Source organism: Herbaspirillum sp. FG34 (assembly GCF_057809315.1).
In genome coordinates, this window is record NZ_JBMDJS010000001.1 from 278135 (window position 1) to 300487 (window position 22353).

The window sequence follows — 22353 nt, forward strand, 5'->3', positions numbered from 1 at the left end:
GCTCCTGGTCAGGTGATGCGGCGGATGCTCTCCGCGATCTCGTCGTGGTCGAAGACCTTGAGCCAATCGTCGCGCAAGAGACGCGGCAAGCCGTTCTGGATGGCCTTGTTGCAGGCGTCCGAAAACGCCCCCGGGATCTCCTTGAAGATCACCGCCCCGAGGATGTTCATGTGGCCCAGCAGGAAATCACGCGCCGCCTCTTCCGGCACGCCACGGCGTACCGTCTCGTCCATGGCTTGCTTCATTGCGTAGAGCAAGGTGGCACAGACGGTTTCCGACAAGCCCGGCTCCAGGATCGCCATCTGCTCCACCGTCAGACGATAGCTGCGCAGGATGGGCTGGTAGATGACCTTGGCCACGTCCTCCCCCAGGTCAAAGGCCGACTCGGGCCCCTGCATCAGGGCGCTGGTGATCGATTGTCGGGCCGCACCGCCGCCGAAGAAGTCACGACGGCCTTCGCTCGTGGTCTCGTCATTGAAAATGGGCGGATGGCAGGGGTGGGCCACGAAGTAGACCAGGTCCGGACGATCCGGCAGGTGGCCGGCGAAGGGTGCGGCCGCGTCCAGGGTCATCACCATCACCCCGGCGCGCAGCTTGGGGGAGATCTCGGCGGCGATCTTGCCGATCAGGGTATCGGGCACGGCCAGGATGACCACGTCCACATTGTCCAGCGCGGCATCGATGCTGACGCACTCCACGCCGACTTCCTCGCGCAGGCGCTGCTGGCCGGCCGGACTGACTTCCACGTGCGCCACGCGGTAGTCGGATTTCTTCAGGTTCTTCGCCAGGCGAACGCCCATCTTGCCGCCTGCGCCGAAGAGTGCAATTTTTTCCTTCATGTGATTTCTCCTGTCATCGTTACCGGCCCGCTCACGCGGTGAGCGGGTTCATTGCTTGCTGGCCAGCGCGGCGTTGAGCCCATGCCACTGGCCATGGATTGCCTTCACTCGGCAATCACGCGTGCCTGCAGTTCGGCGGCCTCTTCACGGGCACCGGCGCCGATGGCGAAGATCACCGCCGCCGACACCACCATGAGCGCACCCACCACGAACATCGGCGCCTGGTAGTTGCCGGTGGCATCCTTGATCGCCCCGGTGATGAAGGGCGCCATGAAGCCGGCCGCGTTGCCCACCGTGTTGATCAGTGCAATCCCTGCGGCCGCGGCCGCTCCCGAGAGGAAACGTGCCGGAATCGACCAGAAGGTCGGCAGGGCCGAGAAGATGGCGCAGGCAGTCACCGTGATGGCCAGCACCGTGGTGGCCGGGCTCTGCATGTAAAGTGCCGCCGGGATGCTGATGGCGCCCAGCAAGGCGGGCAGGCCCACGTGCCAGCTGCGCACGCCGCGCCGGGTGGCGTCACGGCTCCACAGGAACAGGGCGATGGCCGCCGGCAGGTAGGGAATGGCGGTGATCAGCCCCTTCTGGAACACATTGAATTTGCTGCCGAATTGCGCCTCGAAACCACCGATGATGGTCGGCAGGAAGAAAGCCAGGGCATACAGGCCATAGATCAATCCGAAGTAAACCAGGGCCAGCAGCCACACGCGCGGATTCTTCAGTGCCGCGCCCGCATGGGCCACGTGCTCGACACGCTTGTTGCCCTGTTCGGCTTGCAGGGCGGCCGTGAGCCACTTGCGCTCGGCCTCGTCGAGCCATTTGGCATCGGCGGGCCGGTCGGCCAGATAGAACCAGGCCATCACGCCCACCGCGATGGCCGGCAGTGCCACCCCGGCGAACATCACGCGCCAGCCTTCCAGCCCGAACAGGCCATGCGCCTCGATGAGCAGCGCGGCCATCGGCGCGCCGATGACGATGGTCAGCGGCTGGGCCAGATAGAACAAGGCCAGGATATGGCTGCGATGCCTGGCCGGCACCCACAGGCTCAAGTAGAGAATGGCTCCCGGGAAGAACCCGGCCTCGGCCACACCCAGCAGGAAGCGCAGTACATACAGCCCCTCCACGCTGCTGACCCAGGTAAACAGCAGCGCCACGATGCCCCAGGTGACCATGATGCGCGCCAGCCAGCGGCGCGCGCCGTACTTGTGCAGGGCCAGGTTGCTGGGGATTTCCAGCAGCACATAGCCGATGAAGAAGACCCCGGCCGCAAACCCGAACTGGGCGGCGGTCAGGGCCAGATCACGGCTCATGCCATTGGGGCCGGCGAAAGAAATCGCCGTGCGATCCAGAAAATTGATGAAAAACATCAGGCCCACGAAGGGCACTAGCCGCATTGCGACCTTGCGGATGGCCGATCTTTCGACGGCGCTTTGGGGCGTCTCCATTGTTGTCTTGTCTCCTGTCGGGTTCAGAGGCTGCGCCTGATCAACGACAACCTCTACGGGTTTGGCCAGGGGACGCGGGGGCTGTGCGCCTTGCGGTCGCCTGGCTGCCTTGGTTGTTTCTTTGTTATTTCGTTGTTTTTCCAGAAGGCAACGCACAGATCAAGCCGGAGAAGACCAACTGGTATAATCACTATACCATTACACCAAAAATGCTCGCTCAAATTTTTTGCATGGATGAGGTGAAGATCCTTTCACTTCGACCGCCAAGCTCCGTCCCTTGGCGCTTTGCGGCGGGTCAGCGTCCGGCCACGGTCATCGGGCAAGGGCGAACGGAGCAGGCCTGCTGCCGGCTGAGCGGCGCAAGTGAAGCTTTGTGCTTAACAGTGAGGAAAGAGAGACAGGCAGGAAGACAGCGGCAGCATCCGCCGCGCCCCGCCCTTGCCGGGCGCCGGCGCAGGATCAAACGGCTCTGGCCTCTTGGCGCAACAAGCCCACGAAGGCTTCGCCCGCCCTGGACAACTGCCCGCCCTTGCGCGTGACGATGCCGATGGTCTGCGACATCGAACGCAGTTTCACCGGCAGGATACGCAACATGCCGCGCCTGACGAACATCTCGGCCACCGCCGTGGGCAGGATAGAAACCATGTCGGTCCCCTGTTGCAGCAAGGCCACCGTCACGAAGGTCGAGGCGGTAGAGATGGCATTGCCCGGCATGCTGACCCCGGCCAGGTCCATTTCGCGCTCCAGCACCGCATGCAGGGGCATGTGGCTGGGATAGGTCACCCAGCGATAGCCCGCCAGCGCCGCCAGACGCATCTGCCTGCCACGCGGGCGCGGATGTTCGCCCGAGACCACCACCGACAGCGGTTCTTCCGACAAGGGCTGATAGTGATACTTGCCGGGATTGTCGGAGACGCTGGCGCGCGCCACCAGCAAATCGAGATGGCCTTCGTCGAGCAGGCTCAGCAATTGTCGGCTGGTCTGCTCGACAATATCGATGGAGAGCTCCGGATGGCGCCGCTGCAAGGCATCCACCGCCGGCACCACCAGTTCCGGCAAGGCCCCCATGACCGCCCCGATGGCCAGCCGCCCGCCGCGTCCGGAGCGGATCTGCGCCATCTCCTCGCACAGCGAACCGAGATCGGTCGCCATCAGGCGCGCATAACGGATGACGCAATGACCGAACTGATTGGGAATGAGACCGGATCGGGTCCGTTCAAACAATTGCGCATCCAGCATCGCTTCGAGCTCGGCCAGCGATTTGCTGGCGGCCGACTGGGTCATGGCCAGGGCGCTGGAGGCCTTGTGCAGCGATTGGTGCTCGTCCAGCGCGATGAGCAGTTGCAGCTGCTTCATGCGCAGGCGGGACAGGAGACTGTTGAGACGTTGCTGGCTGGGCGCGGGTTTCATGGGTGATTCCAAAAAGCGATCACATGATGGAAAGTCTTCACTATACAGGCCATCGGCGCGCCCGTATATTGAGCCCCATTGCACACCGCCATCGCCTGATGGCCCACGACAACCAAGACGGAGACTCCCATGAGCACCCCCCTTTATCGCGGCGTATTCCCGGTCGCCCCGACCATCTTCGACCAGGACGGCAAGCTGGACCTGGAAGGCCAGAAGCGCGCCATCGACTTCATGATCGATGCCGGCTCCAACGGCATCTGCATCCTGGCCAACTTCTCGGAGCAGTTCGTGCTCTCCGACGACGAGCGCGTGCTGGTGCAGGACACCGTCCTGAAGCACGTGGCTGGTCGGGTGCCGGTGATCGTTACCACCACCCACTTCGGCAGCCAGATCTGTGCCGAGCGCAGCCGTGCCGCGCAAGACGCCGGCGCTGCCATGGTGATGGTGATGCCGCCCTATCACGGCGCCACCTTCCGCGTGTCGGAAAAACAGATCTATGAGTTCTATGCACGCGTTTCGGACGCCATCGATATCCCCATCATGATCCAGGATGCACCGGTGGCCGGTACGCCCCTGTCGGCGCCCTTCCTGGCGCGCATGGCCAAGGAAATCGAGAACGTCTCCTACTTCAAGATCGAGACCGCCGGTGCCGCCTCCAAGCTGCGTGAGCTCATCGAACTGGGCGGCGACGCCGTGGTCGGCCCCTGGGATGGCGAAGAAGCCATCACCCTGATCCCCGACCTGGACGGCGGTGCCACCGGTGCCATGACCGGCGGCGGATATCCGGATGGCATCCGCAAGATCGTCGATGCCTATTTCGCCGGCGACACCGAAAAGGCTGCCGAGCTCTACATGCGGTGGCTGCCGCTGATCAACTACGAGAATCGTCAATGCGGCCTGGCGGCGTGCAAGGCACTGATGCTCGAAGGCGGCGTGATCAAGTCCGACATGCTGCGCCATCCGCAAGCCCCGATGCACCCCAAGGTGCGCGAAGGCCTGCTGCGCGTGGCGCGCCGTCTGGATCCGATGGTTCTGAGCTGGGGCAGGTAAGTCAACGCGAGCCGGTTCGCAGCGCGACCGGCCCTTTTGCAACGGGAGCCTCGGCTCCCGTTTTTCATGGGCGCGGGCAGGCTGCGCGCAGCGTCGAGAGCGCTCACTGCCACCTCAGCACGCCTGAATCGCTTCGGTAAAGCAATAGCCCACGCCATGCAGGGTGCGCAGCGGCAGATCACACATGGTGCTGTCGCGCCACTTGCGGCGCAGACGACTGACGGTCTTCTCCAGCACGCGTTCATCGAAGCTCACCCAATCTACCCCGAAGGCGTGCGCGATGGTGCAGCGGTCGGCGGCGTGGCGGGTGCTGTTGGCCAGCGCCTTCAAGAGCGCTACTTCGCGCGAGTTGATTTCCACCGCATCGTGTTGTGGCGCATGCAGCGTGCGTCCGGCCACGTCCAGCCGCCACGCCTGCGGCGCCACCCGTCGCAGCATCACATCGAGATAGGCGTTGAGCAACTCCATGCGCTGCGGCATCGCTTCACAGAAGTCGGCGCCCCGCTCCAGACCGCCGATACGGACCATCGCGCTCTCATGCTCGGCCGCCAACAGCAGGATGCCCATGCGCGCACTGGCCTGGCGGAGTTGCCGGGTCAGCAGATAGCCTGCCCCGCTGGCCCGTCCCATCTGTACGATGGCGATGTCGCCGGGCTGCACCGGCGTCAGCAATTCTTCGCCATCGGCCATCACGCGGTTGACCTTGTGCCCCTGCGCTTCCAGAAAACCGCCCAGCGCACTGTGGCGTTCACTTCTCAAGATGTCTTGCACCAACAAAATGCTGGCCATACAGGCCTCCCCTGATCTTGATCCAATCCCATGACACGTCGGACCGGCACGGCCGGACCGACCCTTTGCCGTCGTGACATGGCCGCGCACAAGATTGCTGCACGGCACCCGCCTCCTGACGCGCTCAAAATTTAGCGCAAGAGAACTGGCATTTCGCGCGCGCGGTTGTGCAGGGCAGCCTCATGGTTCTGGTACAAGGAAAAATATTTCGCGGGATGAGAATTCGCCGCAGGCAGAACGCGCTGCTTTACCTGTCTGCATGCGCGCCCTGGTTCAATGCGAAAAACAGGGTCTGAAAAAGGCGAGGTCATCTTTAACTTGAATTCACAAATCCCCGCGTTGATGTCATCTCGATGAAAGCACGTCCAAGGTCCCGGACACTGACAGTTCCTGCCTCGCAGGCATCGCCATATCGAATTTATTCGACGATTTACTCGTCGATGTTTTGCCTCCTGATCACATAGTTTTGATGGCGGGAAAAATATTTTCTGGCCGACCATTTTCGCTTCGTGTTGTCGAAATTTCGCGGTAACTTCGCGCTCATTTCTGATGAGGCGAATATGGTCTACAAATCAGCACATCCGGCACTGGCCGGACCTTTGGCAGGGCAACGCATCCTGGTCGTCGACGACGCCGAGGAAGATCGGATGCTGCTGTCGGACTTCCTGCTGCGCCATGGGGCGCGCCTGTATGTGGCCCGCGACGGGCAGGACGGCTATCGCAAGGCGCAGACGGTACGGCCGGACCTGATCCTGATGGATATCCGCATGCCGGTCTACGATGGGCTGACCAGCTGCCGCCTGCTCAAGGCCAACTCGAGCACGCGCAATATCCCGCTGATCTTCCTCTCGGCGGCGGCGTCCACGGAGGAAAAGGTCAACGGTCTGTCGGTCGGTGCGGTGGACTACATCACCAAACCCTTCGATTTCGAGGAAGTGCGCCTGCGCCTGTGTGTGCATCTGCGTTCACTGCTGCATACCGAGCTGCCCCCTGCGGCCACGGTGGGCAGCTTTGGCCAGCAAGCCGGGTCCAGTACCTTCGACACCGTATTGTTCCAGGCCGCGCGACGGCTGATGCTCGACAAGCTGGACCAGCCGCTGAGCCTCAATGCGCTGGCCGCGGCAGTGGGCACCAATGCGCGGCGCCTGTCGAGTGCCTTCAAGCACTGCGCCGGGGTGACGGTATTCGACTTCCTGCGGGAAGAACGCATGAAGGAAGCCCGCCGGCTGCTCTCCGAGAGCACGCTCGACATCGGCGCCATCGCGCTGGCGCTGGGCTACAGCAATACCGCCAATTTCTCCACGGCCTTTCGCGAACGCTTCGGCATGCCCCCCAGCCAGTTCCGGCGCTGATGTGCGCGCGATGTGGCGACTGTCCCGATGGTGTTGGTGGCATGGGTGGCTGGGTATTGCGCTGGCCTTGCCCGCCTTGCCTGCGCTGGCCTCCCTGCCGCCCCAGGCCATCGACCTGACGCAGGTCGCCAGCCGCGCAGTGGTCACATCGGGCTTGCAGATCCTGCGCACGGCCGACGGCAGCTTGCCACTGGCCACCGTGCTGGAGAGTACGCAATGGGAGTCGGTGCACCAGCCCATGCTGCAGGAAGGCTACAACACCGGTGCCTTCTGGCTGCGCGGAGAACTGCGCAACCCCGGCCCGCGTTACCTCACGCGCTGGCTGACGCTGGACTCGGCACGATTGCAGGACGTCCGGCTGTATCTGCCGACGCGCCGGGAAAGCGCAGCATCCCCGTCCCTGCTGCCGCAACAGGCCGGTACGCTGCATTCGCTGGCAGGAAAGGAGGTCCTCAGTCGTACCGCCTTGTTTCCGCTCACGCTGGCCCCGGGTGAGCAACGCCCTTTCATCCTGCGGGTGGCCGGGGATTCGACCATCGACCTCAAAGTGATGCTGTGGGAACCGGCCGCGTTTCGTCAGGAGGAAGGTCGCGAGCTGGCATTTCAGTCCTTCGTGCTGGGCATCTCCCTGCTGCTGCTGGCCTATACGCTGGTCCAGGGTATCGCCTGGCGCGACCGCGGCTTCGGGTGGATGGCAGCATGGATCCTCGCGGGACTGCTGTATATCTGGGCATTCCAGGGCTATCTCTACCTTTATCTGTTTCCCGCAGGCGCTCCCTGGCTGGTCCGTGCCCCGGCGACCCTGGGCTGTCTGGCCACCCTGCTCTACGTGCGCATGAGTTATGTACTGGCCGGACTGGAGCGCCTGCGCGGCTGGAAGACCGTCTACACCGGGATGGTGGTGCTGCTGATGATGATCACCGGCTGGACCGCCCTGGGCGACTATCGCCTCACCGCGCCGCTGGCCAATGCCAGCGCTGCCCTGGCCTATCTGGTCTGGCTGGCCTCGATGCTGCATGCCTGGTGGCGCGGACTGGCGCATGCACGCTTGCTGACGCTGTCCTTCGCACTGACCTGGCTGGGGATGTCGCTCAAGCTGCTCGAGCTCAACGGTCTGGTCGAGCGCAGCCTGCTGCCGGACTGGCATTTCGCGGCGCTGTTCCAGCTGGGACTGCTGTGCATGAGCACGATGGTGGTCATCAGTCGCGCAATCGAACTGCACCGCAAGCATGAGCAGATGCAGTGGAGCATGCTCTACCAGCGTGTGCGCGAGCAATTGAAACTGGAACAGGCAGTCACTGCCCGCACCCGTGAATTGCGTGAAGCGCTGGAGGCGGCCGACCAGGCCAACCGCGCCAAGACCGGATTTCTCACCCGCATCAGCCACGATCTGCGCACACCGCTGACCTCCATCCTCGGCTTTGCCGACATGCTGCAGACCGGCGGTGACGAGCGCGCGCGCCATGGTCGCATCATCGTGCGCAGCGCACGTCACATGCTGGCCATGGTCAATGACCTGATCGACTATGCGCGCGGCGACCGCCCGGACCTGCCGCAGCCGGCCGCCGTCTACGCCCATGCCCTGTTGCAGGAGATCGGCCAGGAGGCCGCCCTGCTGGCGCAACGCCAGCACAATGCCTTCCGCCTGCAGGTGGCGCCCAGCCTGCCGCCGGTGCTCACGCTGGACGCCCGCCGGGTACGGCGCATCCTCGGCAACCTGCTCGACAACGCCGCCAAGTACACCCGCGATGGCCAGATCAGCTTGCAGGTGTACTGGCATCCGGCGTCAGCGCAGTCCGGCATGGGGGTCATGGAAATGCAGGTGCGCGACACCGGCTGCGGCATTCCGCTGCATTTCCAGACGCGCGTGTTTGAACCCTTCGAACGCGCCCATGCGGATCGCTCGCAGCCGGGCATCGGCATGGGGCTGGCCATCGTGCGTCAGTGGATACAGCAGATGGGGGGCCAGGTGGCGCTGGAGAGCGCGCCCGGTCAAGGCACCACGATGACGCTGCGCCTGCCGGCAGCCATTGGCAGCGAACACGACATCGCCCGCCACGATGCCCTCGAAGACGCCAGCGGCCACCTCGTGATCGATGGCGAAGGACGCCTGGTGCTGGTGGTGGAAGACCATGTCGACATCGCCCAGCTGCTGGGCGACCAGCTCGGCAGCGTCGGTTTCGCCGTGGAACTGTATGCCGACGGCGAAAGTGCCATCGCCCGCATCGCCGCACAAGATGCTCCTGAGGTGGCGCTGGTGCTGACCGACTACCAGTTGCCGGGTCTGCATGGTGATGCCGTGCTGCAGGCCGCACGCCAGCATCTTCCGCAAGTGCCGGTGCTGTTGCTGTCGGCCACGCTGCAACCGGAACGGGACGAAGAGGATGGCGAGCATTTCGATGCCTGTCTGCTCAAACCGGTCAATTTCCTGGAACTGCAGGAGACCATCAGCCGCTTGCTGGACCTGCAGAAGCAGCCGGATTCAGAACCGGAGCAAGCCGCCGCACCGCCCCTGCAGCGGCCACCTCAGGCCGAGCTGCAGCAGGCCCTGTCGCTCGTCGAGATGGGGGCGGTGTCGGATCTGCTCGACTGGTGCGAGGCGCTGCAACAGTATCCTGACTGCAGAAACTTCGAAGCCACGGCCCGGCAACTGCTGATGACGGGCGATCTGTCGGGACTGGAGGCCCTGTGCCGACAGGCTGATCGAAAAGATTGAAGATTCGATCGCGACTTGCACCGTCCGTTATTTTTTGGAATATGCGACATATATGATATCATTTTTTGATACCAATTCGCGCCATGAAAAGCACGCCTCGAAGAACCCTGTTGAGCATCTTCAGCGACCCGCTGCCCCGCTCACTGGAGTGGCGCCAGATCGAATTGCTTTTCATCGCCATGGGTGCGCAGGTCATCGAGGGACGCGGATCGCGTGTGCGCTTCATGATCGGCGATGTGATCGGGACATTCCACCGCCCCCATCCATCCAAGGATGTGAAACCGTATCAGATCCGCGATGCCCGCAGCTTCCTGCTCAACGCAGGGGTGCGCATTGAGAAAGGAATGACGCAATGGGAACAATGATCTACAAGGGCTATGCTGCCCGCATCGAATACAGCGACGAAGATGAAAGCTTCATCGGTCGTATCGCCGGAATTCAGGATATCGTCGGGTTTCACGGCGACTCTGTCGCCACCCTCAAGGCCGCTTTCGAAGAGGCTGTTGATGATTATCTGGAGACCTGCGCAAAGGCGGGCAAGGCACCGCAAAAGCCGTTTTCAGGAAAATTCATGGTTCGCGTCTCGCCCGAGGTGCATGCGCATGCGGCCACGATGGCCGAAGCGCGTGGCATGAGCCTCAACGCCTGGGCAGCGCAAGCCCTGGCGCTGTATCGATGACGGCGCGCCGTTGCGGATCAGTTGCGCTCCCGACTGCGTTCATCCCCACCCGCTGACTCGCCCTCGGGCTGGGTGCGCGCCAGTGCCGCGTTGCGCTGGTTGATCTGGTACTGCTCCTCGGCATGCTCAAACGCCTGCTGCTCCTTGGGCGAACGGCTGCATGCCCCCAAGGTCAGCGGCAGCACCACCGCCAGGGTCAGGATGGCGAGCGAAGCCAATGGTAAGGGGACCGGTCGGACAGTCACGGAAAGTCTCCAAAATTATATTTCTATACGGAAATATACGCCTCACCAATCCTCACTGCAAGCCATACCTTGCGCCCTGGTGCGTTGATCCCTTCCCGTGCGGTCGGCCGATACGGCCCAGATGCGTGGCACGAAATCCTTCTGCCCTCTTGAGGCCGTCAGCAGGCTCACGCTCCTGCTGGCACAGGCGTTCAAGCTACCGTTGGAGACCCGGGCGGTACTGCACGAGGGCAACGACTCAGTCGCGCGCCGCGATCCAGTCCCAGGTGTCACCTGCCGTCATCGGTCGGGCAATGCCATAACCCTGGCCGTATTCGCAACCGAGGTGGTGCAGGATGCGCCGGCACTTTTCGGTTTCCACGCCTTCGGCGACAACGGCGAATCCCAGCTTCTGTCCCAGATGGATCATCGACGGCACGATCTGCTGGTCGGAATAATTGCTTTCCATGGTCCGGATGAAGGACTGGTCGATCTTGAGATAATCCGCCGGAATGTTCTTGAGGTAGCTCAGATTGCTGAATCCGGCACCGAAGTCATCGATGGCCACCTTCACGCCCAGGCGCTTGATCTCCTGGATCCTGCCGTAGAGTTTCTCGGGATTCTTGCTCATCGCACTTTCGGTGAACTCGATCTCGATGAGCCCGGCCGGAATGCGGTGCTGCCGCAACAGCAACACCAGCGTCTGCACCAGGTCGTCATTGTCGAAGTCGCGTGCCGACACGTTGATGGCCACCGGAATGGCCCGCCCACGGCGCGCCCAGGCCGCGGCCTGTTCGATGCCATGCTGCAGCACCCACAAGGTCACCTGGCGGATCAGCGCAGTCTTCTCGGCCAGCGGAATGAACAGCCCTGGCGAGATCACGCCATGTACCGGATGGCGCCAGCGCAGCAGCGCCTCCACGCCAACACACTGCCCGGAGGACAGGGCCACCTTGGGCTGGTATTCCAGCCACAACTGCTCGCTCGAGAGCAAGGCTGCGGGAAGGGCCGAGAGCAGTTCAAAAAAATGCTTCTGCTCACGCCCCAGCGGCTGCTCATAACGGCAATACAGATTGCCGCGCTCACGCGCATTGTCGGCGGCGGTCAGCAGCGATGGCACCAGTTCATTGATGTCATCGCACTGTGCCAGCGGCATGATGCCCGCCGAAATCTCCAGGCGATGCGGAATACCCTGGTATTGGACGGTCTCGGCAAAGGCGCGCTCGACCTGCTCCATCTGCTGCTGCCAGATATCGCGCCGCTCCAGGTAGGCGAAGGTGGTGGTACCGATGCGATAGAGCGCCACCTCGCCCAGCGCCTGGCGCAGTTGTTCCTTGGCCTGGATCAGGAAGCCTTCGACATAGTCCCAGCCCAGTGCCTTGATCATGTCGCGCAGGTAGACACGATCACAGAGATCGATGGCCACCACCGTCAGCTTGCCAGCCAGCGCCTGCGTGCCCTGCCCCAGGGATGCGAGGCTGTGCAGGTCGGCCGTCAGGCGGCTGCGATTGGGCAGAGAGGTGAGGCTGTCCACGTAACTGGAGACGCGCAGCGTGTCCAGGCGGGCCATGACGATGGCCGCCAGCTGTCGCAGCGTCAGCCTTTCGGCTCGACCGAACTGCGTGCGTGGCGACTTGCCGATCACGCACAAGGTCCCCAGCCGCACACCGTCGGCAGTCTGCAACGGGGCGCCGGCATAGAAGCGAATCCCCGGTTCACCGGTCACCAACGGGTTGTCGGCGAAGCGCGCATCCTGGGTGGCGTCAAGCACCACCATGACCTGGTCCTGCTCGATCACGTGACTGCAAAAGGACTGTGAACGCGGCGTAGCTTGCGCATCCAGTCCGTGCCGTGCCTTGAACCACTGGCGGTTCTCGGCCACCAGCGAGACCAGCGCAATCTCGGTCCCGAACAGCGTGGCGGCCAGCTCCGTCAACAGATCACACAGCACGTCAGCCTGGGTATCAAGCACACAGAAGGTATCGAGTACGGCCAGGCGTTGCTGCTCATCCCTGGATGACTGGTCGTGACCGAGATGCCCGGGCAGCGGGCTGGTCAGACGGAGAAGGTCGGCGTGCATGGAGTGGCCCTGATCAGAAGGTGACCAGCTTGCTCATGTCTTCACGGCACTGGCGCACGGCGGGGCGCAGGGCCAGGCTCGGCTGGATGGCCGAAACCAGTCCGAAGCCGATATGGAGGCGAGTACCGATTTTCAGGTCCGATAATTTCATGATGGTTCTTTCCGGAGGGACTGCAAGGTTCTCTGATGACGCCCGGCGCACGCCTGCACGGAATGCGCCAGATCTTGTTTGATGCAAGACATTTCACACTTCCGAGAAAGCGTGACATACTGCCAAAAATCATTAAAACAAACGGCAATATTTCTGAATAACGATGCAACGAATTTTCATTGCAACGACTCTGAACAGATATACGGAAAATATATCCGTACATTTACAAAAAAATTTTCATAGGACATAGGACAATGTCGAAAATACAAAACTCATCCCCTCTTCCGGCGGTCACGGCCTCTTCGGAACCGGCCGAGCTTTCCGATCTGCCGCTGCTGCGTCCTGGTGCGGTGGCGCGCCAGCTGGGCATGTCGGTCGAGACGCTGCGCGCCTGGGAACATCGATACGGCATCAGCTCATCGCAGCACAGCGGCGGCGGCCAGCGCCTGTATTCACAGGAAGACCTGCAACGCCTCGTCTGGATCAAGACCCTGGTGGATGCCGGGCATCGCATCGGCAAGCTGGCCGCGCTGTCCCCGCAGGACTTGCAGGCCCTGGCGCTGGGCCTGCCTGGCGAAGTCGCCGCCCCCCTCGAGCGCCGGGCCAGCCTGCCGATGCGCCTGGCGCTGGTCGGTCCCTGGATTGCCACCAAGGCGGTGGGACAGGCGCTGGCGCAACGGCAACTGAGCGTCACTGCCGCAGTCGAGACCCTCGACGAACTGGACCTCAAACATTTCGACGGCGACCTGCTGCTGCTGGAGAGCACAGTCCTGGATAGCGATCTCGATCTGCGCCTGGAGAGCCTGCGCCGTTCCTTCATCCAGGTACCGGTGCTGATCCTCTATCGCTTCGGGGCCCCGGACATGGTGGCGCGCCTGACCGAGGCCGGGCATCGGGTCGTGCGCAAGACGGTAGAGGGGATCGATGTGGAATGGCTTTGCGAGATGATCCGGCGCATGGAGCCGATGGCCGCTCATCCCCCCGGCGACGACGACCTGCTGCCGGCGCCGCGCTTCAGCGAGAGCACCCTGGCCTCGGTGTCGGAGCAATCCGATCGCATGCAGTGCGAATGTCCGCGTCATCTGGCCGAACTGTTGACGGCACTGGTCGGTTTCGAGCGCTACAGCCGCCAGTGCGAAGATGACTCCGTCGCAGAAGCCGACCTGCACCGCGAATTGCGCATCGCCGCCGGACGCGCCCGCCTGCCGCTGGAAGATGCACTGCAGAAGCTGGCGCGCTTCAAGGGGATTTCACTGGCCCAGGCACGCACTCCCAAGAACATTCCGGAGCAATAGAGCACGCGATGACGGCCCGCATTGCGGCCGTGATTCATTACGCCTGGCCGAAAAAAAACAGCGCGCCCTCTGGACGCGCTGACTGCTGCATGGCCTGACCAGCCAGGCCGTCCGCCACCTCAGAACTGTTCCCAGTCCCCTTCTGCGGCGGCCGGCTTGAGGCCAGGCTGTGCCGCCGGCAAGGCCTTGGCGGGGGCACTTGCCTTGGGTGCCGGCTGGCGCGGCAGCGTCGCTGTACGTGCGGTCACATCCACCGTACGCTGGGCACTGACGGCGGCCGGGCGCCGTACATCATGACCACCCAGCTTGAAGACCCCGACCGTCTCCACCAGGCGGCCCGACTGCTCCTGCAGCGATTGCGCGGCGGCAGCGGCCTGCTCCACCAGCGCGGCATTCTGCTGGGTCACCTCATCCATTTGCACGATGGCCTGATTGATCTGTTCGATGCCGTCGCTCTGCTCGCCGCTGGCAGCAGTGATCTCGGCCACCACATCGGTGACGCGCTTGACGCTGGCCACCACTTCATCCATGGTGCTGCCCGCCTGCTCGACCAGGCGACTGCCGTTTTCCACACGCTCCACCGAGGCGTCGATGAGGGTCTTGATTTCCTTGGCCGCCGCTGCGCTGCGCTGAGCCAGGGTCCGCACCTCCGAGGCCACCACCGCAAAGCCGCGCCCCTGCTCGCCGGCCCGCGCCGCTTCCACGGCGGCATTCAAGGCCAGGATATTGGTCTGGAAAGCGATGCCGTCAATGACGCTGATGATGTCGACGATCTTCCTCGACGCATCGTTGATCTGCCCCATGGTCTGCACCACTTCACCGACCACGCTGCCGCCCTGGATCGCCACCTGGGAGGCGGTCTCGGCCAGGCTGTTGGCCTGGCGAGCATTGTCGGCGTTCTGCTTGACGGTGGAGGTCAGTTCCTCCATGGCCGAGGCCGTTTCTTCCAGCGCGCCGGCCTGCTGCTCGGTGCGCGCGGACAGGTCCAGGTTGCCGGTGGCAATCTCGCTGGAGGCGGTGTTGATGGTATCGCTGCCCTGGCGTACTTCGGTGACGATGCGGTGCAGGTTGTCGTTCATGGCCTTGAGGGCCGCCAGCAGGGTGCCAGTCTCGTCCTTGGAAGTGGCCTCGATGCGCACCGTCAGGTCGCCCGCCGCCACCGCCGTGGCCACGCCTACCGCCTCATTGAGCGGACGGGTGATGGAACGGGTAATGAGCAAGGCACACAGCACCGACAGCAGAATGGCTGCGACAGAGAGCACGATCACGGTGTTGACCGCGTTGGCGGAAGCATCATCCCCTTGGGCCACGCTCTGATCCATGAGCGCCACCTGGAAGGCGACCAGTTCCTTGAGGACCTCAAAGTATTTGTCCTGTGCAGGTATCACTTCGCGGAAGAGAACTTCTCCCGCTTCGACCTTCTTCTGCTGGCGCAGCAACTCGACCAGCTTGTCGCGCGGCTTGGCATATTCACCACGCACCTCCTTGACCTTGGCGAACAATTGCTTGCCCTGAGGGGTAGCAAGGCGCTTTTCCAGATCGGCCATCTGTTCGTTGATCTCGCGCGTATTGTTCAGCGAGCGCTCCACATAGTTGTTCGTAGCGGCCTGATCGGGGGCGATGATCGCATTGCGCAACGCCCGTGCGGCTGAATTGACCCTGTCGTTGATCTGGTTGACCAGCACCACCTTGGCGTAGCGGTCATTGACGATTTCATCGGTGATGGCACTCACCGTCCACAGATTCTTGACCGCCACCACGCCGATCACGCACATCACGGCAATGAGTGCGGCGAAACAGACGCCCAACCGGACACTGATCTTGATATCCGACATTTTCATACGATCCCCTTTTCATTTTTGAACCTGAGCAAGCCCAGGCAACACCTCGCCCAACCGACCGCTGTCAGCTGATTGAAAGCAATATAAACGATTTATTTAACGTATTCGGTAAAAAGATCTTTTACTTCATGCGTTTCGTCGCATTTCAGCGCCACAGTTGCCGAGTCATTCACGCGCTCGTGAAGAACAGTGAGCATTGCCTGCCGGAAAATGCCATTCCAGGCGGAAACAATTGTGATTTCAGCGCAATTGAACAGATTCCCACAGGCAAGGCACGACTTAATCCACATCAAGCTTCACGTGTTTAAGGGGAGGAAAACTATTGCAATAAAATAAACCAAAAACAATTTGCATTAAAATACAAATGTTAAATTTGATAAATTTGTTTCAAGACAGCCTTGACTCAGCAGAAGTCAGCCCGGAGTCCTGCCATGCCCCTCAGACGTCTCAACAACAAGGTCAGGATCATCTCGCTGGTGCTGGCCATCCTTGGCACGGCGCTGTTCGGCTATGCCCTGCTCAATGGCAGCCTGAGCAGCCGGGAAGCGGCTTTCAAAAGCGGCGAGACTGCCACCCTCAATATCGCCACCGGACTGTCGATCCAGGTCAACCTGAGCTTTCGCGCTGCCGACCTGCTGATCCAGGAGATCATGGCGCTGGAGCACCAGCCCCAGCTGCCCGCCGTCGAGCTGCAGCGCCTGATCCAAGACTTGCTGGCGCGCCAGAGCCGGCTGTTTCCGGAGATGGACAGTGTGCTGGTCATTGATGAACAGGGACACACACTGCAACGCTGGCCGGCCCTGCAAGCCGTGGAGGTGGTGCCGGGCATGGAGCCGCTATCGACTCCTTCAACCCTGCGCAAGGACCTCCAAGGCAAGCCCACGGAGCTGCAGATCGGTACGCCCGTCATCAGCAGCGTGACCGGACGCTGGATCATTCCGCTGACCCGCCTGCGCCAACGCGACGGCCATCCTGCCGGCCTGGTCCGGGTCGGGGTCAGCCTGGATCATTTCATCGGTCTCTTCAATGAGGTCGATATCGGCAGGCAGGGTTCGCTGGTGCTGGCCACCACGACAGGCACCATGCTGCTGCGCCGTCCCTACGGCCCCCAGTTTCTCGGCAAGAGCATGGCCGATCTGCCGCTCTACCGCGACAATGCGCAGCAGCGGCGCTCCGGCTGGGCCATGATCCGGTCGGCCCAGGATGACGTGGTGCGGCTGAACTACTTCACGCGTGTGCCGGACTATCCGCTGTTCGTCACGGCTGCGCTGTCCCATGACGACATGCTGGCCGACTGGCGCGAGGCGCAACGCGCCCACCTGCTGGTGGTGATCTCGGCGGTGCTGCTGGTGAGTCTGCTGACGGTCTATCTGCTGCGGGTGGTGCGCATGCGTGACCTGGCCGAGGAAGAAATCGAAAAGAAGAATCTTTCCCTGAAGCTGCTCACCGAAAACCTGCGGGCCCAGGCCATGCTCGATGGCATGACCGGCATCCCCAACCGCCGCTACCTGGACGAACAGCTGCAGCAGGTCATGCACAATGCCAGTCGCAGCAAGAGCGCGCTGTCGCTGGTGATGTTCGACGTGGATTACTTCAAGAAGTACAACGACCTGTACGGTCACATCCAGGGCGACTACTGCCTGCAGGACATCGCCCGCACCCTGCGCGCCGTGCTGCGTCGCCACGGCGACCTGGCAGCGCGCTACGGGGGCGAGGAATTCGCCCTGCTGCTGCCCGACACGGACCTGGCTGCCGCACACCGGATCGCACAGAAGGTCCTCGATGCGGTGCGCGCCCTGAAGATCCCGCACCAAGGCAATGCCGGCGGCGTGGTCACCATCAGCGCCGGCGTCATGAGCTGCGTAGCGCGTGCGGACATGCAGATCGGGGACATCTTCAAGGCCGCGGACCGGGCCTTGTACCGCGCCAAGGAAAACGGCCGTGACCGGGTCGAGGACTGCCAGTTGCCGCGACCGGTGGTACTGGGCAAGCAACAGGACGCATCAGCCACCCGCGATGGCACGACCTGATCGGCTGCCGCGTGCTCAGCGCAGGCGCGCCGGACTCAATGCTGCCGCCTCCACACCGAAGCGGGCGATATGCGCTGGCACGGGTTCGCCCCTGACCAGGGCGGCATAGGCTTCGCCGGCGGCCGGTGAGGACTGGATGCCGTAACCACCCTGCCCCGCCGCCCAGAAGAAGGCGGGCAGTTGCGCATCGTAGCCGCCGACGAAACTGCCATCGGCGACGAAGGATCGCAGGCCGGCCCAGACATGGGCCGGACGGCGGATTTCCAGCGTCGTGCCGTTCTGGATATGGTCGATGGCGATGGCGATGTCCAGCTCCTCGGCCTGCACGTCGTGCGCTGCGACCGCATCGGCATTGGCCGGCGAACCCAGCAACAGGCCGGCATCCGGCTTGATGTAGAAGGATTCATCAACCGGCATGAACATGGGCCAGTGCGCACTGTCTGGCGGTGCGGCAAAGGTGAAGGCCGAGCGTCGCTTGGGTACCAGCCCGATGGGCGCCGCCCCGGCCAGAGCGCCGATCTCGTCGGCCCAGGCACCGGCAGCATTGACAATGACGCCGGCGTTGAACTCTCCCTGACTGGTGTGCACGTGCCAGTGGCCCTCAGCCGGCACATGCTGCAGCGACAACACCTCGGCATTGCACAGCACGCGCGTACCCGCGGCCCGCGCACCGCGCAGGAAACCCTGGTGCAGGGCATGCACGTCGATGTCGCTGGCGTCTTCCTCATAGACCGATCCGATCAGGTCGGTCTCACGCAAGACCGGCACCATGGCACGGGTCTGGTCCGCATCGAGGCGCTGAACCTTGTCGGAGACCGAACGTACCAGCGCCTCATGGGCATCGAGCTGTTCCCGCAAGGCAGCAGTAGCGTAGAACAAGGCGCCGCGCGGCGTGAGCAGCGCGTGTTCGGCAAAGCCTTCGGGCGGATGATCGAAGAAGGCGCGGCTGGCACAGGTCAGTGCCCGCACCTGGGGCGGGCCGTAGCTTTCCATGTAGAGCGCGGCTGAACGGCCGGTACTGTGATAGCCCGGCTGCGATTCGCGCTCCACCAGCAATACGCTGCCGTGACGCGCCAGCCAGTAGGCAATGGAAGCACCGGCAATGCCGGCGCCGATGATGAGATAGTCGACGCGGCCGTGCTCATTCATGGACATGCTCCTGAGGCAGCTTCAAAGCGCGGCAATGACGGCCACTTCCACATCCAGTCCCGGCGCCATCAGCAAGGCCTGCACGCAGGCGCGCGTGGGCGCGTGACCGGCCGGCACCCAGGCGTCCCACACCGCATTGAAGGCGGCGAAGTGCTCCGGGCTGGAGAGCCAGACATTGGCGCTGACGATACGCTCGCGCGCAATGCCCTGCGCCTGCAACTGTGCATCGACCTTGGCCAGCACTTCGCTGGCCTGCTGCGCGATGGGCGCACCCGCGTGGTCGGGTACCTGTCCGGCGACGAAGGCGAAATTGTTGGCCAGCACCAGTTGGCTCATGCGGGCATTGGTGTTGAAGCGTTGTATCGTGCTCATGGAATCTCGAAGAAATGGAATGATATAAATTCTAAAAATTATATAAATGTTTTATACCGCAGACTGTGCCGCCACCGCCGTCGCCCCGCCATCCAGGACAGGCGGATGGGTGACGATGGAGTTCAACGGTGCGTGGACGGTCTTGAGCTTGTGCAGATCGGGACGTGGCCGGCGCAATGTCTCCTCGCCCGCAAACGCCGCCTCCAGTGCTCCCGCCCAGGCCAGCAGGCGGGCATCGTCGCGGAAGGCACCGGTCACCTGCAGGCCGAAGGGCATGCCGCGATGATCGCGTCCGCACGGCAGCGAGATCGAAGGATTGGTCGCCAGCGTGACCACATAGGTCAGGGCCAGCCAGCGATAGTAATTCTCCAGCGCCACGCCGTTGACCTCCTTGAGGTACAGCTCGCTCCAGGGGAAGGGCGAGACCGGCGTGGTCGGCGAGAGGATCAGGTCATAGCGCGCATAAAGCTGCTGGAAGCGGCGGAACAGGCGGGTCTGCTCACTCTGCGCCCAGGCACAGTCGGACAGGCTCATGGCCGCCCCCATTTCGTAATTGGCGCGGGTATTGGGGCCCAACGAGGCAGGGTCGCGCCGATAGGCGGCCTCGAAACCGGCCACGAAGGCTTCGGCACGGATCACGTCGAAGGCGCGATGGGCCTCGCCCATGTCGACCTCGACCGGTTCGCAGACCTGCACGAAACGCCCGATGGCGGCCATCTTCTGGCGGAAGACCTGGCGGATGCCATCGTCTACTGCGCACACGCCGAAGTCCTCGGTATAGCCGATGCGCAAGCGTGAAAGGTCCACCGGTGGCAGCGCTGCGAAGGCCCCTTCATCGACCGCATAGCTCAAGGGATCGCTGGCATGCAGCCCCAGCGTGGCGCGCAATTGCAGCACGGTGTCGGCCACATCGCGGCCCATGGGACCGACCACCGAGATCGGTGTCCAGCCCAGCAGCTTGCGTTGGCTCGGCACCAGCCCCGGCGACGGGCGAAAACCGACCACGCCGCACTTGGCCGCCGGAATGCGCAGCGAGCCGCCGGTATCCGAACCGGAGCACAGTGGCAGCAGATCCGCCGCCAGCGCTGCGGCCGAACCACCGGAAGAACCGCCGGCATTGAGCAACGGATTGAAGGGATTGCCGGTGGCGCCCCACACCGTATTGCGGCTGTTGGCGCCCGCCCCCATCTCCGGCACGTTGGTCTTGCCGGCCACGATGGCACCGGCGGCACGCAGGCGGGCTACCAGCGCGTTGTCGCGCGCGGGGACATTGCTGCGATAGATGGGCGAACCGTAGGTGGTGAGCAGACCTTCTGTCTCTTCCAGATCCTTGATGCCGATGGGCAGCCCGTGCAGCAGGCCCAGCGGGCGACCGTCCATCACGGCCTGCTCGGCCGCGCGCGCCTCCTGGCGGGCGCGCTCGAAGCAGGTGGCGGTCACGGCATTGATATGGGGATTGAGGTCTTCGATGCGGGCGATGCAGGCGTCCAGCAATTCGACCGGAGAGACTTGCTTGCTGCCGATCAGCTGGCGCAGTTCGACGGCACTTTTTTCGACGAGGATGTCAGACATGAATTTCCTTGAAGTGGGATCAGGCCGGCTGTATCTGCTCGGTGCTCTTGCTGGTGCGGATGAACAGGCTGACCAGCACCGAGAACAAGGCCGCGCCGATCAGGAAGCTGAAGGCGTAATCGTAGTTGGCAAAGGCGCTGACCAGGAAGCCGATCACCAGCGGCGAAATGAAGCCCGCCAGTTGTCCGCCCAGGTTGACCATGCCCACGCCGCTACCGACCAGTTGGGCCTGCAGCAGCTTGGTCGGCAGCGCGATGCAGGTGGCCAGTACGAAGGACTTGAAGAAATACGCCAGGCATTGCCAGGCAATGACACCTTCCACGCTGCGGGCAGTGTACATGCAGTAGACGAAGATGGCCGTGAGCAGGGAGGAGCCGATCAGCAGCAGCTTTTCGCGACCATCGAAGAAGCGCACCATGACCCAGCCGCCAATGGCGGTAGACAGCCCGGCCATGACATAGGGCAGCGGCAACAACAAACCCACCGCCTTCAGGTTCAGCCCGCGTACGGTCATCAGATAGGTCGGCATCCAGCTGTCGAGTCCCTTGTTGATGATGGACAGGCCAAACCACACACCCACGATCTTCCACATCAACGGCATCTTGAGCAGGGCCGTAAAAGCCTCCTTGTTGATGGCCTTGGGGCCATCCTTGCCGGGCAGCACCGGCCGCACACAGAACCAGTACACCAGCGCGAACACCAGCCCGACGATGCCGATGGTATGGAACACCGGACGCCAGCCGAAATGCAGGATCAGCGGGGCAATCAGCAGCGGTGCCAGCATGCTGCCGATGTAGTTGGACGACATCAGCAGCGAAGACATCTTGGGCCGTTCGGCCCGGCTGAAATGTTCGGCCACGCCCTTGACGCTGGCCGCCGGAAACGCGCCCTCGCCCAGGCCGAAGATGAAGCGGATCACCACCAGGCTGGTGATCGACCAGGCCATGCCGGTGATACCGGTGAAGACCGACCACAACAGGATGGAAACGACGATCACGGGCCGCGAACCGTAACGATCGGCCAGCCAGCCGCCGGGCAGTTGCAGCAACGAATAACCGAGGAAGAAACTGGAGAGCAGGATGCCCAGCTCCGAGGGCTTGAGCTGGAATTCACCGGCGATCTGGGTCGCCGCGAAAGTGATGGCAGCGCGGTCGATATAGGACACGCACCAACCCAGATAAAGCAACACCAGCACCAGGTATCGGTAGCGTCCCTCGCCCTGCGCCTTCGTCATTGCAGCCCTTGCAGCATCCATGAAGCCTCCCTCGCAACGCGATGGCGGGCAAGCTTGCCGCCGATCGGTGAGCCAATCCTAAGCCCGCGCATGGTTTGCCACAAGTACAAGTTTTCGAATTAGTGATT

General features: G+C 63.0%; 19 protein-coding genes. 7 read left to right on the forward strand and 12 right to left on the reverse strand.

The features are described from left to right. Window positions 1-8: 8 nt before the first annotated feature. From ACODSZ_RS01220 to ACODSZ_RS01230, 3 genes are all read right to left on the reverse strand, one after another. Window positions 9-839, reverse strand: coding sequence for a phosphogluconate dehydrogenase C-terminal domain-containing protein (locus ACODSZ_RS01220; RefSeq protein WP_175344481.1), 831 nt, complete (start codon window positions 837-839; stop codon window positions 9-11). A gap of 104 nt (window positions 840-943) precedes the next feature. Beyond that, window positions 944-2281, reverse strand: coding sequence for an MFS transporter (locus tag ACODSZ_RS01225; RefSeq protein WP_488926859.1), 1338 nt, complete (start codon window positions 2279-2281; stop codon window positions 944-946). 459 nt (window positions 2282-2740) lie between these two features. Continuing rightward, on the reverse strand, window positions 2741-3691 hold the full coding sequence (locus ACODSZ_RS01230) for a LysR family transcriptional regulator (protein ID WP_488926860.1): 951 nt from the start codon (window positions 3689-3691) through the stop codon (window positions 2741-2743). Window positions 3692-3820: 129 nt separating this feature from the next. On the opposite strand from ACODSZ_RS01230, the gene ACODSZ_RS01235 reads away from it, so the two are divergent. Continuing rightward, window positions 3821-4741 (forward strand): dihydrodipicolinate synthase family protein, encoded by a 921-nt coding sequence (locus ACODSZ_RS01235; RefSeq protein WP_488926861.1) that lies wholly within the window; start codon window positions 3821-3823, stop codon window positions 4739-4741. Between the two features lie 114 nt (window positions 4742-4855). On the opposite strand, the gene ACODSZ_RS01240 is transcribed toward ACODSZ_RS01235, so the two are convergent. Beyond that, window positions 4856-5530: a response regulator transcription factor gene (locus ACODSZ_RS01240; protein WP_175344478.1), complete on the reverse strand. Its 675-nt coding sequence runs from the start codon at window positions 5528-5530 to the stop codon at window positions 4856-4858. 560 nt (window positions 5531-6090) lie between these two features. Here ACODSZ_RS01240 and ACODSZ_RS01245 point away from each other — a divergent pair. From ACODSZ_RS01245 to ACODSZ_RS01260, 4 genes are all read left to right on the forward strand, one after another. Next, complete coding sequence (locus tag ACODSZ_RS01245; RefSeq protein ID WP_008326794.1) at window positions 6091-6882, forward strand: response regulator transcription factor; 792 nt, start codon at window positions 6091-6093, stop codon at window positions 6880-6882. 10 nt (window positions 6883-6892) lie between these two features. Beyond that, window positions 6893-9598: a hybrid sensor histidine kinase/response regulator gene (locus tag ACODSZ_RS01250; RefSeq protein ID WP_488926862.1), complete on the forward strand. Its 2706-nt coding sequence runs from the start codon at window positions 6893-6895 to the stop codon at window positions 9596-9598. Between the two features lie 110 nt (window positions 9599-9708). After that, on the forward strand, window positions 9709-9963 hold the full coding sequence (locus ACODSZ_RS01255) for a type II toxin-antitoxin system HicA family toxin (RefSeq protein ID WP_217509946.1): 255 nt from the start codon (window positions 9709-9711) through the stop codon (window positions 9961-9963). Continuing rightward, window positions 9960-10277 (forward strand): type II toxin-antitoxin system HicB family antitoxin, encoded by a 318-nt coding sequence (locus ACODSZ_RS01260; protein WP_237713516.1) that lies wholly within the window; start codon window positions 9960-9962, stop codon window positions 10275-10277. The genes ACODSZ_RS01255 and ACODSZ_RS01260 overlap by 4 nt, the downstream gene beginning before the upstream one ends. 17 nt (window positions 10278-10294) lie before the next feature. On the opposite strand, the gene ACODSZ_RS01265 is transcribed toward ACODSZ_RS01260, so the two are convergent. The 3 genes from ACODSZ_RS01265 to ACODSZ_RS01275 form a co-directional block, all read right to left on the reverse strand. Then, window positions 10295-10522 (reverse strand): hypothetical protein, encoded by a 228-nt coding sequence (locus ACODSZ_RS01265; RefSeq protein ID WP_488926863.1) that lies wholly within the window; start codon window positions 10520-10522, stop codon window positions 10295-10297. 238 nt (window positions 10523-10760) lie between these two features. Beyond that, a complete protein-coding gene (locus ACODSZ_RS01270; RefSeq protein WP_488926864.1) occupies window positions 10761-12581 on the reverse strand; it encodes a putative bifunctional diguanylate cyclase/phosphodiesterase in 1821 nt (606 codons plus the stop codon). Between the two features lie 13 nt (window positions 12582-12594). Continuing rightward, on the reverse strand, window positions 12595-12732 hold the full coding sequence (locus tag ACODSZ_RS01275) for a hypothetical protein (RefSeq protein WP_175344474.1): 138 nt from the start codon (window positions 12730-12732) through the stop codon (window positions 12595-12597). Window positions 12733-12986: 254 nt separating this feature from the next. Here ACODSZ_RS01275 and ACODSZ_RS01280 point away from each other — a divergent pair, with 254 nt between their 5' ends. Then, on the forward strand, window positions 12987-14027 hold the full coding sequence (locus ACODSZ_RS01280) for a MerR family transcriptional regulator (protein WP_488926865.1): 1041 nt from the start codon (window positions 12987-12989) through the stop codon (window positions 14025-14027). 119 nt (window positions 14028-14146) lie between these two features. On the opposite strand, the gene ACODSZ_RS01285 is transcribed toward ACODSZ_RS01280, so the two are convergent. Then, window positions 14147-15868 carry a methyl-accepting chemotaxis protein gene (locus ACODSZ_RS01285; RefSeq protein ID WP_488926866.1) on the reverse strand — a complete coding sequence of 574 codons (1722 nt, stop codon included), beginning with the start codon at window positions 15866-15868 and terminating at the stop codon, window positions 14147-14149. Between the two features lie 431 nt (window positions 15869-16299). Here ACODSZ_RS01285 and ACODSZ_RS01290 point away from each other — a divergent pair, with 431 nt between their 5' ends. Next, window positions 16300-17898 carry a sensor domain-containing diguanylate cyclase gene (locus ACODSZ_RS01290; protein WP_488926867.1) on the forward strand — a complete coding sequence of 533 codons (1599 nt, stop codon included), beginning with the start codon at window positions 16300-16302 and terminating at the stop codon, window positions 17896-17898. A 15-nt stretch (window positions 17899-17913) separates the two neighbouring features. Here the strand turns inward: ACODSZ_RS01290 and ACODSZ_RS01295 are convergent, their stop codons facing one another. The 4 genes from ACODSZ_RS01295 to ACODSZ_RS01310 are packed head-to-tail and all read right to left on the reverse strand — an operon-like array spanning window position 17914 to window position 22246. Then, window positions 17914-19047: an NAD(P)/FAD-dependent oxidoreductase gene (locus tag ACODSZ_RS01295; RefSeq protein ID WP_488926868.1), complete on the reverse strand. Its 1134-nt coding sequence runs from the start codon at window positions 19045-19047 to the stop codon at window positions 17914-17916. 21 nt (window positions 19048-19068) lie between these two features. Further along, window positions 19069-19419 (reverse strand): RidA family protein, encoded by a 351-nt coding sequence (locus tag ACODSZ_RS01300; protein WP_008326782.1) that lies wholly within the window; start codon window positions 19417-19419, stop codon window positions 19069-19071. A gap of 51 nt (window positions 19420-19470) precedes the next feature. Continuing rightward, window positions 19471-20991, reverse strand: coding sequence for an amidase (locus tag ACODSZ_RS01305; protein WP_488926869.1), 1521 nt, complete (start codon window positions 20989-20991; stop codon window positions 19471-19473). Window positions 20992-21010: 19 nt separating this feature from the next. Beyond that, a complete protein-coding gene (locus ACODSZ_RS01310) occupies window positions 21011-22246 on the reverse strand; it encodes an MFS transporter (protein ID WP_175344468.1) in 1236 nt (411 codons plus the stop codon). Window positions 22247-22353: the final 107 nt, after the last annotated feature.